13 protein-coding genes are annotated in these 13,701 nt (G+C 67.8%); 8 read left to right on the top strand and 5 right to left on the bottom strand.

Annotation, left to right across the window (positions count from 1 at the left end; translation table 11 throughout):
* Nucleotides 1-60: 60 nt before the first annotated feature.
* The 6 genes from ACIHAO_RS01680 to ACIHAO_RS01655 all read left to right on the top strand — a co-directional run bounded on the left by ACIHAO_RS01680 (nucleotide 61) and on the right by ACIHAO_RS01655 (nucleotide 6,658).
* Nucleotides 61-783, top strand: a complete 723-nt coding sequence (locus ACIHAO_RS01680; protein ID WP_396554261.1) for a DUF6802 family protein — start codon at nucleotides 61-63, stop codon at nucleotides 781-783.
* 395 nt (nucleotides 784-1,178) lie between these two features.
* Entirely contained in the window at nucleotides 1,179-3,002 is a 1,824-nt protein-coding gene (locus ACIHAO_RS01675; RefSeq protein ID WP_396554260.1) for a phosphoenolpyruvate carboxykinase (GTP), read from the top strand.
* Nucleotides 3,003-3,290: 288 nt separating this feature from the next.
* A complete protein-coding gene (locus ACIHAO_RS01670; RefSeq protein WP_396554259.1) occupies nucleotides 3,291-4,163 on the top strand; it encodes a TIGR03621 family F420-dependent LLM class oxidoreductase in 873 nt (290 codons plus the stop codon).
* The gene (locus tag ACIHAO_RS01665) at nucleotides 4,160-4,765 is read left to right on the top strand and encodes an ATP-binding cassette domain-containing protein (RefSeq protein WP_396554258.1); all 606 of its coding nucleotides are present in this window, start codon (nucleotides 4,160-4,162) and stop codon (nucleotides 4,763-4,765) included. The genes ACIHAO_RS01670 and ACIHAO_RS01665 overlap by 4 nt, the downstream gene beginning before the upstream one ends.
* Nucleotides 4,759-6,006 (top strand): hypothetical protein, encoded by a 1,248-nt coding sequence (locus tag ACIHAO_RS01660; protein ID WP_396554257.1) that lies wholly within the window; start codon nucleotides 4,759-4,761, stop codon nucleotides 6,004-6,006. Before ACIHAO_RS01665 ends, ACIHAO_RS01660 begins: the two co-directional genes overlap by 7 nt.
* A gap of 76 nt (nucleotides 6,007-6,082) precedes the next feature.
* On the top strand, nucleotides 6,083-6,658 hold the full coding sequence (locus tag ACIHAO_RS01655; RefSeq protein WP_396554256.1) for an EndoU domain-containing protein: 576 nt from the start codon (nucleotides 6,083-6,085) through the stop codon (nucleotides 6,656-6,658).
* On the opposite strand, the gene ACIHAO_RS01650 is transcribed toward ACIHAO_RS01655, so the two are convergent.
* Together ACIHAO_RS01650 and ACIHAO_RS01645 are read right to left on the bottom strand one after the other, a co-directional pair.
* The gene (locus ACIHAO_RS01650) at nucleotides 6,655-6,930 is read right to left on the bottom strand and encodes a helix-turn-helix domain-containing protein (protein WP_396554255.1); all 276 of its coding nucleotides are present in this window, start codon (nucleotides 6,928-6,930) and stop codon (nucleotides 6,655-6,657) included. The genes ACIHAO_RS01655 and ACIHAO_RS01650 overlap by 4 nt on opposite strands.
* Before the next feature lie 217 nt (nucleotides 6,931-7,147).
* Nucleotides 7,148-8,764, bottom strand: coding sequence for an alpha/beta hydrolase (locus ACIHAO_RS01645; RefSeq protein WP_125779948.1), 1,617 nt, complete (start codon nucleotides 8,762-8,764; stop codon nucleotides 7,148-7,150).
* Between the two features lie 205 nt (nucleotides 8,765-8,969).
* On the opposite strand from ACIHAO_RS01645, the gene ACIHAO_RS01640 reads away from it, so the two are divergent.
* Complete coding sequence (locus tag ACIHAO_RS01640) at nucleotides 8,970-9,248, top strand: DUF3311 domain-containing protein (protein ID WP_396554254.1); 279 nt, start codon at nucleotides 8,970-8,972, stop codon at nucleotides 9,246-9,248.
* Complete coding sequence (gene mctP / locus ACIHAO_RS01635) at nucleotides 9,245-10,888, top strand: monocarboxylate uptake permease MctP (RefSeq protein WP_396554253.1); 1,644 nt, start codon at nucleotides 9,245-9,247, stop codon at nucleotides 10,886-10,888. The genes ACIHAO_RS01640 and mctP overlap by 4 nt, the downstream gene beginning before the upstream one ends.
* A 128-nt stretch (nucleotides 10,889-11,016) precedes the next feature.
* On the opposite strand, the gene ACIHAO_RS01630 is transcribed toward mctP, so the two are convergent.
* The 3 genes from ACIHAO_RS01630 to ACIHAO_RS01620 all read right to left on the bottom strand — a co-directional run bounded on the left by ACIHAO_RS01630 (nucleotide 11,017) and on the right by ACIHAO_RS01620 (nucleotide 13,603).
* Nucleotides 11,017-12,234, bottom strand: coding sequence for an RNA polymerase sigma factor (locus tag ACIHAO_RS01630; protein ID WP_396554252.1), 1,218 nt, complete (start codon nucleotides 12,232-12,234; stop codon nucleotides 11,017-11,019).
* A 19-nt stretch (nucleotides 12,235-12,253) separates the two neighbouring features.
* Entirely contained in the window at nucleotides 12,254-12,610 is a 357-nt protein-coding gene (locus ACIHAO_RS01625) for a YciI family protein (RefSeq protein ID WP_396554251.1), read from the bottom strand.
* A gap of 69 nt (nucleotides 12,611-12,679) precedes the next feature.
* Nucleotides 12,680-13,603 (bottom strand): GNAT family N-acetyltransferase, encoded by a 924-nt coding sequence (locus ACIHAO_RS01620; protein ID WP_396554250.1) that lies wholly within the window; start codon nucleotides 13,601-13,603, stop codon nucleotides 12,680-12,682.
* Between the last annotated feature and the right edge of the window lie 98 nt (nucleotides 13,604-13,701).

Here is a 13,701-nt window from a genome sequence, read left to right as displayed (position 1 = left end):
ACCGGCCTACGGTGAGTCCTAAGCTTCGACACACCAGCAGGTCAACGAGGGGGTTATCCCATGTGGGTCGACGAGAGCGGCGGCACGGACACCGAGACGGGCTCCACGGAGGCGGTCACGGTCCACGTTGACGGCGAGGAGTACCAGGCCGAGCTCAACTACGACCTCGACAAGGACGGCGTGAACGACGCCGCGGTGATCCAGCACGAAGACGGCACCGGCCAGGCGTTCGTCGACACCGACGGCGACGGCGAGGCCGACCAGTACGCGGTGCTGGACGAGAACGGCAAGGTCGTCCAGGAAGCCGTCTACGACGAGGCGTCCGGCGCCTGGGTCGAGGCCGGTGGCGGTAGCGACGACGGCGGTTCCGACGCGGGCACCAGTGGCACCATGCACGCCGACATGCCCAGCGGCGACGTCGAGATCGGCCCGCCGACGATCGACACGAACGGTGACGGGACTCCCGACACCGCCGTCGTCCAGACGGAGGACGGCCGCACGATCGCCTTCACCGACAAGGACGGCGACGGCAACGCCGACATCGCGGTGGAGACCGACGCCTCCGGCAACTCCAAGACCTACGAGCACACCGGCCCCGGCCAGTGGACCGAGGTCAGTAGCGGCGTGGTCAACGACGACATCGGCTCGGCCTTCGCGAGCACTCCGGCCGCCGTCGACGGCGACCCCGCGGGTGACGCGGCGTGGGGCGGCGCGGGTACCGAAACACTCGAAGGTGTGGCGAAGATCGATTCTTCGACCGGCCAGTGGATCAGCCTCAACTGATTCCCGAAATGGTTTAAACCACCGCCAGAATGGTCTAGGCCATTTTGAAGACGAATTCGTGTAATCCTGGTCACAGAACAGCCCGGTACGAGCCCTCGTGCCGGGCTTTCTCATGTCCGATTCGCCCCATCGGCGTGCTGTCGATCACCGGAAGAATTTCTGCGTATGGCCCATTCCGGTGATACTGAATCGATTCCCTTATCGTTCTTGTGAGAGAACCGACAGGTCAGCTCTCGGTTACCTGCCGGTCATCCGGCTACTCTCGGGGAATCCCAAAACCTGCACACCGGCCTTCCCGCCGGTGTGCGAAGCCATTCGGTCGCCGGCATCGAAGCCCGCATCGGAACAGCGTCGTTCCCGGTGTGGGCTTCTGCCGTCGGAAGTCAGGAGTAGAGATGACCGCAGTCGCCATCCCCGGACTGGAAAATGCGCCGACGACGCACAGTGGCGTGCTGTCCTGGGTCCGGGAGGTCGCCGAACTGACCACTCCGGACCGCGTGGTGTGGGTCGACGGGTCCGACGAAGAGGCCGCGCGCATCAACGCCGAGCTGGTCTCCGCCGGCACGTTCGTGCAGCTCGACGCGAAGCCCAACTCGTACTGGGCCGCTTCCGACCCGAATGACGTCGCCCGCGTCGAAGAGCGCACCTTCATCTGTTCGGAGAACGAAGAGGACGCCGGTCCCACCAACAACTGGATGGACCCGGCCGAGATGAAGGCCACGATGACCGAGCTGTACCGCGGCTGTATGCGCGGTCGCACGATGTACGTCATCCCCTTCTGCATGGGCCCCCTCGGAGCCGAGGACCCCAAGCTCGGCATCGAGATCACCGACTTCGCCTACGTCGTCGCCTCCATGCGCGTGATGACCCGCGCCGGCAAGGCCGCGCTGGACAAGTTCGTCACCGAGGACGGCACCGAGCGCGCGTTCGTCCCGGCCCTGCACTCCGTCGGCGCGCCGCTGGAGCCGGGTCAGGAGGACGTCTCCTGGCCGTGCAACACCACCAAGTACATCTCGCACTTCCCCGAGACCCGCGAGATCTGGAGCTACGGCTCCGGCTACGGCGGCAACTCGCTGCTGGGCAAGAAGTGCTACTCGCTGCGCATCGGCTCGGTCATCGCCCGCGACGAGGGCTGGCTGGCCGAGCACATGCTGATCCTCAAGCTGATCTCGCCCGAGGACAAGGTCCACTACGTCGCGGCGGCGTTCCCGAGCGCCTGCGGCAAGACCAACCTCGCCATGCTGCAGCCGACCATCCCCGGCTGGCGCGCCGAAACCCTCGGTGACGACATCGCGTGGATGCGGTTCGGCGAGGACGGCCGCCTGTACGCGGTGAACCCCGAGTTCGGCTTCTTCGGCGTCGCGCCGGGCACCGACTGGCACACCAACCCCAACGCGATGCGCACCATCGAAAAGGGCAACACGGTCTACACGAACGTCGCGCTCACCGACGACGGCGACATCTGGTGGGAGGGCATGGGCGAGAAGCCCGCGCACGCCACCTCCTGGAAGAAGCAGGACTGGACGCCGGAGTCGGAAGAGAAGGCCGCGCACCCGAACTCGCGGTACTGCACGCCGATGTCGCAGTGCCCGATCCTCGCGCCCGAGTGGGACGACCCGCAGGGCGTGCCGATCTCGGCGATCCTGTTCGGCGGCCGCCGCAAGACCACGGTCCCGCTGGTGAACGAGGCCCGCGACTGGCAGCACGGCGTGTTCATGGGCGCCACCATGTCGTCGGAGACCACCGCGGCCGCCGCCGGCGCGGTCGGCAACGTGCGCCGCGACCCGATGGCCATGCTGCCGTTCCTCGGCTACCACGCCGGTGACTACTTCAAGCACTGGCTGGACCTCGGCAAGAACGCCGACGCGGACAAGCTGCCGAAGATCTTCTACGTCAACTGGTTCCGCCGCGGCGACGACGGCCGCTTCCTGTGGCCGGGCTTCGGCGAGAACTCGCGGATCCTGAAGTGGGTCATCGAGCGCGTCGAAGGCAAGGGCAACGCGAACGAGACCCCGGTCGGCTTCGTGCCGAAGGCCGAGGACCTCGACACCGAGGGCCTCAAGGAGCCGCTGGCCGACATCCAGGCCGCGCTCGACGTCTCCGCCGACGAGTGGCGCCAGGAACTGCCGCTCATCGAGGAGTGGTTCGAGAAGATCGGCGACAAGGTCCCGGCTTCGCTGCGTGACGAGCTGGACGCACTGAAGCAGCGTCTCGGCTGATCGACCTCGGCGTCGCTCAGGTTTCGTTGAGGTGAGTGGGGAGGATTCAGGACGTTCAACGTCCTGAATCCTCCCCACTCGACTGCTTTGTGGGCGCGACGGAGGAACGGTGCCGAGGCACACTCGCGACGATGTAGGAATCGGGACACTGAACGTCCCGATTCCTACATCGTCAGCGCCGTCCGCTCCCACCTCACGGTGGCGCCCCCTTCATGACCTGTGAGCCTCATCCTCGGAGTCATTCCGGGGGATGAGGCCTTCTTCTTTCGCGCTCGGTACCGTGGCCGCATGGTCAAATTCGGCGTCAACATGGTCGTCCCGGAGACCCGCGCGGCGTGGGTCGGCAAGTGCCGCAAGGCCGAAGACCTCGGGTTCGACGTGATCGGCGCGGCGGACCACCTCGGCATGGCACCGCCCTTCCCGGCGCTCGTGCTCGCCGCCGAGGTGACGAGCCGCCCCAGGCTCAACACCTTCGTCATCAACACGGCCTTCTACAACCCGGTGCTGCTCGCCCGCGACGTCACCGGCACCGACCAGTTCACCGAGGGAAGGCTGGAGCTCGGCCTGGGGGCCGGTTACGTGAAGGCCGAATTCGAAGCGGCGGGAATGGAGTTCCCCCGCGCCGGACAGCGCGTCGCCCACCTCGAAAAAACGATCAAAGAACTCAACCGGCGCTATGCCGACGAAAAGCACAAACCGGCCACGGTGCAGAAACCGGGGCCGCCGCTGATGATCGCCGGCCGCGGCGACAGGCTGCTCACGCTCGCCGCCGAACACGCCGACATCATCGGGTTCACCGGCACGGCCGCCGTTCCCGACGGAGGAGAACTCGCCGTCGACGACGCCGCCGGGATCGCGGAGCGGGTGGACTTCGTCCGCGGAAAACTCAAGGGCCGCGCCGCCGAATTCAATATCCTCGCGCATTTCGTCGCCGTGGTCGAAGACCGGCGAGAGGGTTTGGAGAGTCTGCGAGAGCTACTCGAAGGCAAGCTCACCGTCGACCAGCTCGCCGAGCTGCCGACGGCTCTGGTCGGCACGCACGAGCAGATCGCCGAACAGGTCCTGGCGCATCGCGAGCGGTTCGGGTTCACCTACTTCACCGTGCTGGAGCACAACATGGACGCGCTCGCACCGGTGATCGAGTTGTTGCGCGCCACATGATCGACGTACGCGGGCTCGGCGTCCAGGCCGGGGATCTCTGGTTGTTCGACGGCCTCGACTTCGAGGTCGAGGCAGGCGAATGCGCGGTCATCGTCGGCCCCAACGGGGTGGGCAAATCGACCCTGTTGCGGTGTCTGTACGGAACGCAGACCCCGCAGCGTGGACGCGTCGTCGTCGCGGGCGGGAAACCCGACGAACGCGATGTTTCCTTCCGCCGCAAGGTTTCCGTGCTGTTCGACGACTCCGATTTCTTCGCCGAACTGACTCCGCTCCAGCATCTCGAGCTACTGGAGGGCTCCTTCGGGGCCGACCTCGGCGATTTCGACGCGCTTCTGGCGGACGCGGGACTTTCGGAACGCGCGAAGGTCACCGCGGGCAAGTTCTCGGCCGGGCAACGCCGTCGCCTGCTGCTCCTCGGCGCGACCGCGCGGCCGCACGACGTCCTGCTGCTCGACGAGCCCGAGCGGGCGCTCGATGCCGCCGGGAAGGAATGGCTGACGTCGTTGATCAAGCGGTCGACCGACGCCGGGGCGGCCGTCGTCGTGGCCACGCACCATCCCCCGCTGCTCGAAGCGGCCGACTCCACCCTCGAGTTGTGGTGACCACGAAAGCCCCCACGCACGTCCCGGGACGACAGCGATTCGGCGGGTTGTTCAACGGGGATTACCAGACCTTCCTGGCACTGTTCGGCTTCGGCGCGTTGTTCACCGCGTTCCAGAACCTGCCGAAACTCCGCGATTTCCTTTTTGGACAGTCCGTTGTGGACTTCCCGGCGGTGTTCGGCCTGCTGGTGGTGCTGTGCGCGATGTTCTGGCGCAGCCTGCTCCGCCGCGGCTTCGTCTGGGCCGAGCCGGCGGCGCTGACCTGGATGGACTTCGCCCGCGTCGACAGGCGCCGTGTCGTCGTGAAGCGGATGTGGACGCTCTGGTCCGGGCTGGTCGTCGTGGTCGGCTACACCGGGGCGCTGGTCACCGCGATCGGTGGCGGATCGAAGGACGTGTGGATCGCGATGTCGGCGTTGACCGCCTCCGGCGCGATCCTGGCCGCCGTCACCGCGCGGCGGACGGCGATCCGCGGGGAAACGGCGGGCCCGGTCGTGCTCGCGCTGGCCGGTCTGGCGACGGCGGCCGCGGAGCTGGGGCCGATCGCGATCGAGGTGCTGGCCGGCGGGCTGCTCGTGGTGGCGGTGGCGGTGGCCTTCGGCGGCGAGCCGATGTCCGGGGCCGGGCGCCAGGAACTCGTCGACGGCTGGAACGCGCGGCTCCTGCGGGCGATGGCCGCGGTCTTCATGGACCCCATGCTGCTGATCCCGGAATCGAAGCCGGTGCCGTGGCTGACGTTGCGGCGGCCGACCACGCTGCGGCTCGCCTGGGCGGGCGTGCTCGGCCGGATGCGCTACGCGGCGGCCGGCGTGGTGATCGCTTGCCTGGTCGGTCTCGGGCACCTGGCCTTCCCCGCCGTCCCGGTGGTGCCGCTGTTCGCGCTCGGCGCGTACGCGGCGCTCGTGCCGTTCGTCGGCGGGCTCGGCGAACTGTGGCGCAATCCCGGCCGCAGGCGATGGCTCGGCGCGTCCGACTGGGAGTTGCGGCTGGTCAACGGCCTGGTCGTCGCCCTGCTCGGCCTCGGCTGGGGAGTGCTGCTCGGCCTGGTGACGCTGACCCTCGGGGTGACCCCGGCCTGGCAGGCGTGGCTCGCGATCCCGCTCGCCGTGGTCGCCGCGCTGCGGACGGCGACCCGGCCGCCGATGAACTACGACGTCGGCGGCGGGGCGGCCGGATTCCAGGCCCTGCGAGGCGTGGACGTACTGGCCGTCGGCACCGTCTTGCTCAGCGTGATGGCCTGAGGTCACCCGTTCCCGCGTTCGGATCATCCGGATACTCCGAACGCGGGTTACCCTCGATGCGACGAAAGGAGCACGAGTGGGCGGCGGGCACGCACCGGGAAAGGGACGGCGGGCGACCAGCGAGTTCCCCGCGGGCTGGACCGACGAGCAGATCATCGCGGTCATCAAGGACGTCGCGAACGATCCGAGCGAACCCCGCGTCAGACTGCACAACGGCCGCTGGCGCTGCGCCGGCGAGCGCTACGGCGTGCATCTGATCGTGCTGGTCGAGGACAACGGCCACGTCAAAACGGGCTATCCGGTGGCGGGCCCCGGCGTGGTCCGCAATCCCGACGCCGCGGCCGACCCGGCGAACCCGACCGTCGCCGACCTCGCCGCCGGCCGCATCAGCTTCTTCGGCGACAGCCTGCTCGACCAGATCGCCGGCCGGATCACGCCGGACGTCCTGGCCTTCTACCGCACGCTGCACTGGTCGGGCGAGTGGGAAGAACTGGCCGACGTCCTCGTCGCACACGCGATGAAGGAGAACCTGCGGCTCGGCGTGGACGAATACGCCACCTTGGAAAGCCTGCTGAGCAGCTTCGACCTGCCGATCGACGGCTTCCTCTACCTGAACGACCGGGCTCACGCCCTGGCCGCGTTGCGCCCCTAGCTCGCTTCGGCGACCTGTTCAGTACTGGCCTCGGCGACCGCGCGCAGTGAGTCCAGCGGCAGCCCGACGGCGTCCGCGATCGCCATCACCGTGAAGAAGGCGGGCGTCGGGATCCGGCCGGTCTCGATCTTGCGGAGCGTCTCCACCGAGATCCCGGCCTCCGCGGCGACCTCGACCATGCTCCGCGACGCCGACGCGCGCGCGTCCCGGAGCGCCAGCCCCAGCCGCTCGCCGCGTTCGCGTTCTTCGTCCGTCAACGGCACTCGCACCATGGCGCCAATACTAATACCGGCCCGGCCAGGCGCACGCGAGTTACGCCTTCAATCACGCGAGTTACGGCCCCGATCACGCGAGTTCCGCCTCGGCGACCGAGTTGTCCCCACCGAGTTACCCCCAGCCTGTGGACAACTCTGTGCACAGGTCGTGGACAACCCCAAAGAAAGGGCCCCGCCGAGCCGAAGCTCGACGGGGCCACAATCCCTAGTGGCTTCAGGCGCCCGCGGGCACCGGAAGTGGGAGTCCGGGGAGGCTCTGGTCGTTCGGCACCTTGCCGTCGACGAGGAAGTCCTCCACGACCTTGTCCACACCCGCGTTGCCGCCGGCGTAGATACCGTGGTCGCCTTCACCGGTCACCGTGATCATCCGCGAGCCGGCGAACGCGCGGTGCGCACGGGTCGCACCCTCGATCGGGGTCGCGGGGTCGTTCACCGACTGGACGATCAGCACCGGCGGGACGCCGCGGCCGTCGAGCTTCGGCAGGTCGACCGGCTTGTTCTTCCAGAAGATGCACGGCTGGATCAGCCAGCCGGCGCCGAGCAGCGGCAGGTCGCGGTCGATCAGCTTCTGCGACTGGCGGATGACGCTCTGCCGGTTGCCGGTCCACTTGCCCTCGTTGCAGGGGATGGTCCAGAAGCTGGCGTTGTAGGAGTCGCCGTCGGTCGGGACGAACAGCGGCTGCGGGCCGATGACGCCGTCACCGTCCACCGTCTCCGCCTTGACCTTCTGCGCGGCGGCCGACTTCTGCTGCTGCGTCGAGGTGCCTTCGGTCAGCGTCTTCAGGTTGACCAGGTAGTCGGCCAGCGCGGGGAAGTTGCGCTTCGAGTAGAGGTACCCCGCGATGGTCGAGTCGAGGGCGTTGGCCGAAACCGGGACGCCGTCCACCTCGACCGGGTTCTGCGTCAGCGCGAAGCGGACCTTCTCGTAGGTCTGGCGCGCGGCTTCACCGGTCTTGCCGAAGCCGTAGACCTTGTCGTACTTGCCGATCCACGGCAGGAAGTCCTGACGCCAGCGGCGCTCGAAGCCGAGCGGCTGCCCGTCGAACGAGTTCTGCCAGGTGGTGGTGAACTCGGTCGAGGAGTCGAGCAGGAACTTGCCGGTCCTGGTGGGGAACTGCTGCGCGTAGTGCGCGCCCATCCAGGTGCCCGCCGAGTAGCCGACCCAGTTGATCTTGTCGCGGCCGAGGAGGACGCGCAGCAGGTCGATGTCGCGGATGGTCTGCGCGGTGTTGATGAGCGGGCCCAGCTCGCCGGACTTCACCTGGCAGGAGTCCGCCGCGTACTTGGTGGCGTCCAGGATCAGGTTGAGGTTCGCCCGGCTGCGGTCGCGCGGGTCGAGGTCGGAGCCGGTGCCGATCGCGTTGCCGCAGGTGATGTTGGTGCTCTTGCCGGTGCCGCGCGGGTCGAGACCGATGATCTCCTGGTTCGCGCGCAGCTTCGTCTGGTTACGCAGACGGGCCGGGAAGTTACGGCCCGGAGCGCCGGGGCCACCCGGGTTGGTGATCACGCTGGCGGTCGCGTTGCCGCTGGTGGCGGCGAGGCGGCTGACGGCGATCGTCAGGTCGATGGCCTCGTTCGTCTTGTACCAGTTGCGCGGTGCGCGGTAGGTCGCGCACTCGATGTTCTCGGCCCCCGGAGGCGGCGCGGACGGCAGTTCACTGGCGGTGCACTTGTGCCAGTCCAGCTTCTGGTCCGCGTACTTCGCCGGAATGTTGGTGGAGTTCAGCGGCTGCTGCCGAGCAGCCTCCGGTCCTGCGAACGCAGGAGTGAACCCGGCCAGCATGGTGCCGGCGACAGCCGGGATCACCACCGCATAGCGGAGTTTCTTCATCCGATGCCCCTTTGATCTTGCGTGCGAAGTTCCTGTTCGCGACTTGCGGCTATTGATATCCGGCGGGGAGCGGGACGGCAACCGCCCTTCGTCGTATGGAGCGCCGCTGATCAAATCGATATCGGCCACGCGTGACCCGGGTGGGGGAGAGGTTCTAGGGTCATCGGGTCCATCCGGGGGTACGGGAAACGTTAGGTGAGGTCCGATGGCGTCAGGTAAGGCAGACGGGAAGGTGAGGGGCTTTCAGTTCAGCCCCTGGAACCTCCTGTTGATCATCCCGTTGCTGGTGCTGATCACGTCCTTGTTCAATTCGGACGGGCCGCGCGTGTTCGGGATGCCGTTCTTCTACTGGTTCCAATTCGTGTTCGTGGCCGTCGGCGTCCTGTGCACCTGGGTCGTCTACGTGATGACCAAGGACAAGCCGACCAGTGAGCGTCCCGACCGGCTGTCCGTGGACGAGCTCGACGAGGGGGACGCCAAGTGAGCAACATCCAATGGCCAGAGCTGATCATCTTCACGATCCTCTTCGCGGTGGTCACCGTGCTCGGCTTCGTCGCTTCCCGCTGGAAGGCCGGCAACACCCTCGACCACCTGGACGAATGGGGCCTCGGCGGCCGCAAGTTCGGTTCGTGGATCACCTGGTTCCTGCTCGGCGGTGACCTCTACACGGCGTACACGTTCGTCGCCGTCCCCGCGCTGATGTTCAGTGCCGGCGCGATGGGCATGTTCGCGCTGCCGTACACGATCATCGTCTATCCGATCGTGCTGATGCCGGCGCTGCGCATGTGGTCGGTTTCGCGCGTCCGCGGCTACGTCACCCCCGCCGACTTCGTCCGCGGCCGCTTCGGTTCGCCGACGCTGGCGCTGCTGATCGCGATCACCGGAATCATCGCGACGATGCCGTACATCGCGCTGCAGCTCGTCGGCCTCGAAGCGGTGCTGCGGACCATGGGCATCAACGGCTCCGGCGTCGTCGGTCACCTGCCGCTGCTGGTCGCCTTCATCATCCTGGCGGTCTACACCTACCAGTCCGGCCTTCGCGCGCCCGCGCTGATCGCGTTCGTCAAGGACATCCTGATCTACCTCGTGATCATCGTGGCGATCATCTACCTGCCCTCGAAGCTCGGCGGCTGGTCGGCGATCTTCGACGCGGCCGACGCCAAGTTCGACAAGTCGCCATCCCAGGCGGACGGCATCCTGCTCAACGCGAACAACCAGTTGCAGTACGCGACACTGGCGCTCGGTTCGGCGCTCGCGCTGTTCCTGTATCCGCACTCGCTCACCAGCGTGCTCGCGTCGCGCGGCCGCAGCGTGATCAAGCGGAACATGGTCGCGTTGCCGGCGTACTCGCTGGTGCTGGGCCTGCTGGCGCTGCTCGGCTACGTCGCGATCAGCGCGTCGGTCTCGCCGATCACCAACAACGCCACCGGCAAGCCCGACACGAACACCGTCGTCCCGGTGCTGTTCGACTCGCAGTTCTCGTCGTGGTTCGCCGGGATCGCGTTCGCCGCGATCGGCATCGGCGCGCTGGTGCCCGCGGCGATCATGTCGATCGCGGCGGCCAACCTGTGGACCCGCAACATCTATAAGGAGTACATCAAGAAGGACGCGACACCGGGCCAGGAGGCGAAGCAGGCCAAGCTCGCTTCGCTGATCGTGAAGTTCGGCGCGGTGGCGTTCATCCTGTTCATCGACCCGCAGTTCTCGATCGACCTCCAGCTCATCGGCGGCGTGCTGATCCTGCAGACGCTGCCCGCGGTCGCGATCTCGCTCTACACGCGGTGGTTCCACCGCTGGGGCCTGATCGCCGGCTGGGTGGCCGGCATCGGCTGGGGCCTGGTCATGCTCTACAACATCCCGAACGCGTCGACCGGCAAGGCGCACTTCGGTGGCTCGGCGCTGAAGCTCGGCGACCTGTCGATCTTCGGCTGGCACCCGCTCAGCGGCTCGCAGCTGCAGATCTACGTCGGTTTCGTGGCGCTGGCCGCGAACCTGCTGATCGCCGTGATCTTCACGGTGATCGCGCGGCAGCTGAAGGTCTTCAACGGCACGGACGACACCGAGGCCGAGGACTACCACGCCGACGAGCACGACAAGGATCTCCGCGAGATCGGCGTCCACTAGCCGCTGGTGATCGAAGGGGCCGCGTCCTGCCGGGACGCGGCCCCTTTTTCTCTGTCGCGTCCGCCGGATCACGCGTGTCGTCCATCGGATCACGCGTGTCGTCCACTCAGTCACACCTGTCGACCCGTTCAAGGAGTCTCGGAGCAGTCCTCCAGGCGTCGGGTCAGGAAGCGGCGTTGCGGTTCCGAGCAGGGCAACGCAAGCGCTCGCCGATAGTGCTCGGCGGCTCGCACAGGGTCGCCGGCCCGCAGCCACAGCGCGCCGAGGACGGCGGGCAGCAGGGTGTAGTCCGGCAGGTCGGCCTCGATGGCTTCGAGTTCGGCGATCCCGGCGACGGCACCGTCCACCATGGACAGAGCGATCGCGCGGTTCAGCCGCGCCACCGGCGACGGGCGCAGCGCCAGCAGGTCGTCGTACAGGCCGACGATCCGGCGCCAGTCGGGCGGCTGGGCCGTGCTGTGGCACAGCGCGATCGCGGCCTCGACGTGGTACGCCGACATCTCCGGCCCGGTGCACGCCCGCTCGAACTGCCGCGTCCCCTCGGCGATCATCGCGTGGTCCCAGCGGTCGTGATCCTGTTCGTCGAGCAGCAGCAGATCACCGTCCCGGTCGACCCGCGCGGGCAGCCTGCTCCCCTGCACCAGCATCAGCGCCACCAGCGCCCGCACCCTCGGCAGATCCGTCTTCGGCTCGGCGAGCAGCAGCCGTCCCAGCCGGATCGCCTCACCGCACAGTTCGCCGCGCACCGCGACCTCTCCGGTCGTCGTGTCGTAGCCTTCGTTGAACAGCAGGTACAGCACGGCAAGCACACTGTCCACTCTGGACTCAAGCGCGTCCGGCCCCGGCAGGCTGAGCGGTTTCCCCGACGCGCGCAACCACTTCTTCGCCCGCACGAGGCGCTGCGCCACCGTCGCCGGTTTCGTCAGCAAGGCCGCCGCGATCTCGTTCACCCCGAGCCCGCCGACGGTCTTCAAGGTCAGCGCCACCTGCGACACCATCGGCAGCGCGGGATGGCAGCACAGCAACATCAACACGAGTTCGTCGTCCGTGCGCCGATCGGCTTCGTAGCCGTCGAGCTCCACGAGCCGCGGCAGCAGCGCGCGCAGGGTCTGCTCGCGCCGGACGACGTCCATCGCCCGGTTCCGCGCGGCCCGGAACAGCCAGCCCCGCGGATTGTCCGGGATCCCGCACCGCGGCCAGGTGCGCAACGCCTGTTCCAGTGCGTCGGCGACGGCCTCTTCGGCCAGGTCCAGCCGTTCGGGGCCGAGCGCCCTGGCCAGCGTGGCGACGATCCGCCCGGCACTGTGCCGGAACAGATGCTCCACCACGCCGGCCGGGCGGCTCATGACAGCACGAACTTCGGCATCATTCCTCGCAACCGCGTTCGCCGACCTTGCGCACCTCGATCGGCCCGAACTCCAGATGCGGATGCGTCGCGAAGATCTTCTCCGCCTGGTCGAGGTCCGCGGCCTCGATCACCTGGTAGCCGCCGACGATCTCGGTGGCCTCGGTGTGCGGCCCGTCGGTCACGCCGACGTCGCCGCCGGAACCACGCAGCACCCGGCCGCTCTTCGACAGCCCGCCGCCGTCGACGAAGCGGCCTTCCTTCGTGCGCTCCTCCGCCCAGGCCATGTAGTTCTCGAGCACGCGTTGCGCTTCGTCAGGGCCGAGGTGGTCGTGCGAGTCCTTCGTGGCGCGGATGAAACCGATGTAGTGGGGCATGGTGTCCTCCTTGGGATCGATGGTCCCTAGACGAACAAGCGCTCCGCGAATCGACATCGTCCGGACAGGTCACAGCTCCAGCCGCCAGGTCTGGCCGGTCAGCTCGTAACCGAAGCCCTCGATCGTCTCCTCGCTCACCAGCCGGAAACCCGCCTTCCGGTAGATCGCCCTCGCCGCGTCCAGCAGGGAGACCGTCCAGAGTTCCATCGCCGGGTAGCCGGCCGCCCTCGCGAACTCGACGCATTCGGTGACCAGGCGTTTCCCGACGCCGCGGCCCCGCGCGGCCGGTTCGAGGAGCAGCATCCGCAGCTTCGCGGTGATGCCGTCTTCGGCGGGCATGCAGAAGATGCTGCCGACGCGTTCCCCGTCGAGTTCGGCGATCCAGCCCGCTTGGCGAGGGTCTCCGCGCCTGTCGACGTACTCGGCGACGACGCGGGCGACGAGTGCTTCGAAGCGTTCGTCCCAGCCGTATTCGCGGGAGTAGAGGGCGCCGTGGCGGTGGACCACCCAGCCGAAGTCGCCGGGCCGGGGCGGGCGCAGGACCAGCGTGGGATTCGGCGCGCGCTCGCCGACCAGCGAGGTGATCGTGTCCATGGCGCCGAGCAGCCGATCTTGCTCGTCTTCGCCGAACTTGCCGAGCAGCGAGCCGATCCTGCCCACCGACCGTTGGTCGAGGACGGCGAACGCCTTGCGGCCGTCCTCGGTCAGCCGGACGATCTGACGGCGGGCGTCCTCGTCGCTGCGTTCGCGGGTGAGGAGGCCTCGCCCCTCGAGCCTCGCGAGCAGCCTGCTCGCGTATCCGGCGTCGAGGTCGAGACGTTTGCGCAGGTCGGTGACCTGGGTGGGGTCCTGCTGCGCGAGTTCGAAGAGGACCCTGGCCTCGCTCAGGGAGTACTCGGCGTCGGCCGGTCCTTCGTCGAGGACGCCGATCACGCCGGTGTACAGACGGTTGAAGGCCCGGACGGTCGCCACCCGGTCCGCGGAACGATTCATTTGACCACCTCAACAGATTCGTTGACTAGGTCAAGTGTTACTCCACGAAGCGGTGAAGGCAAGAAATCTTTCCGGGGGTGGACATATGGAAACCCCGT

It is taken from the genome of Amycolatopsis sp. NPDC052450 (assembly GCF_044547565.1).
GTDB lineage: Bacteria > Actinomycetota > Actinomycetes > Mycobacteriales > Pseudonocardiaceae > Amycolatopsis.
Note: the sequence above shows the minus strand (reverse complement) of the source record. Positions and strands in the feature narration are given on the sequence as shown.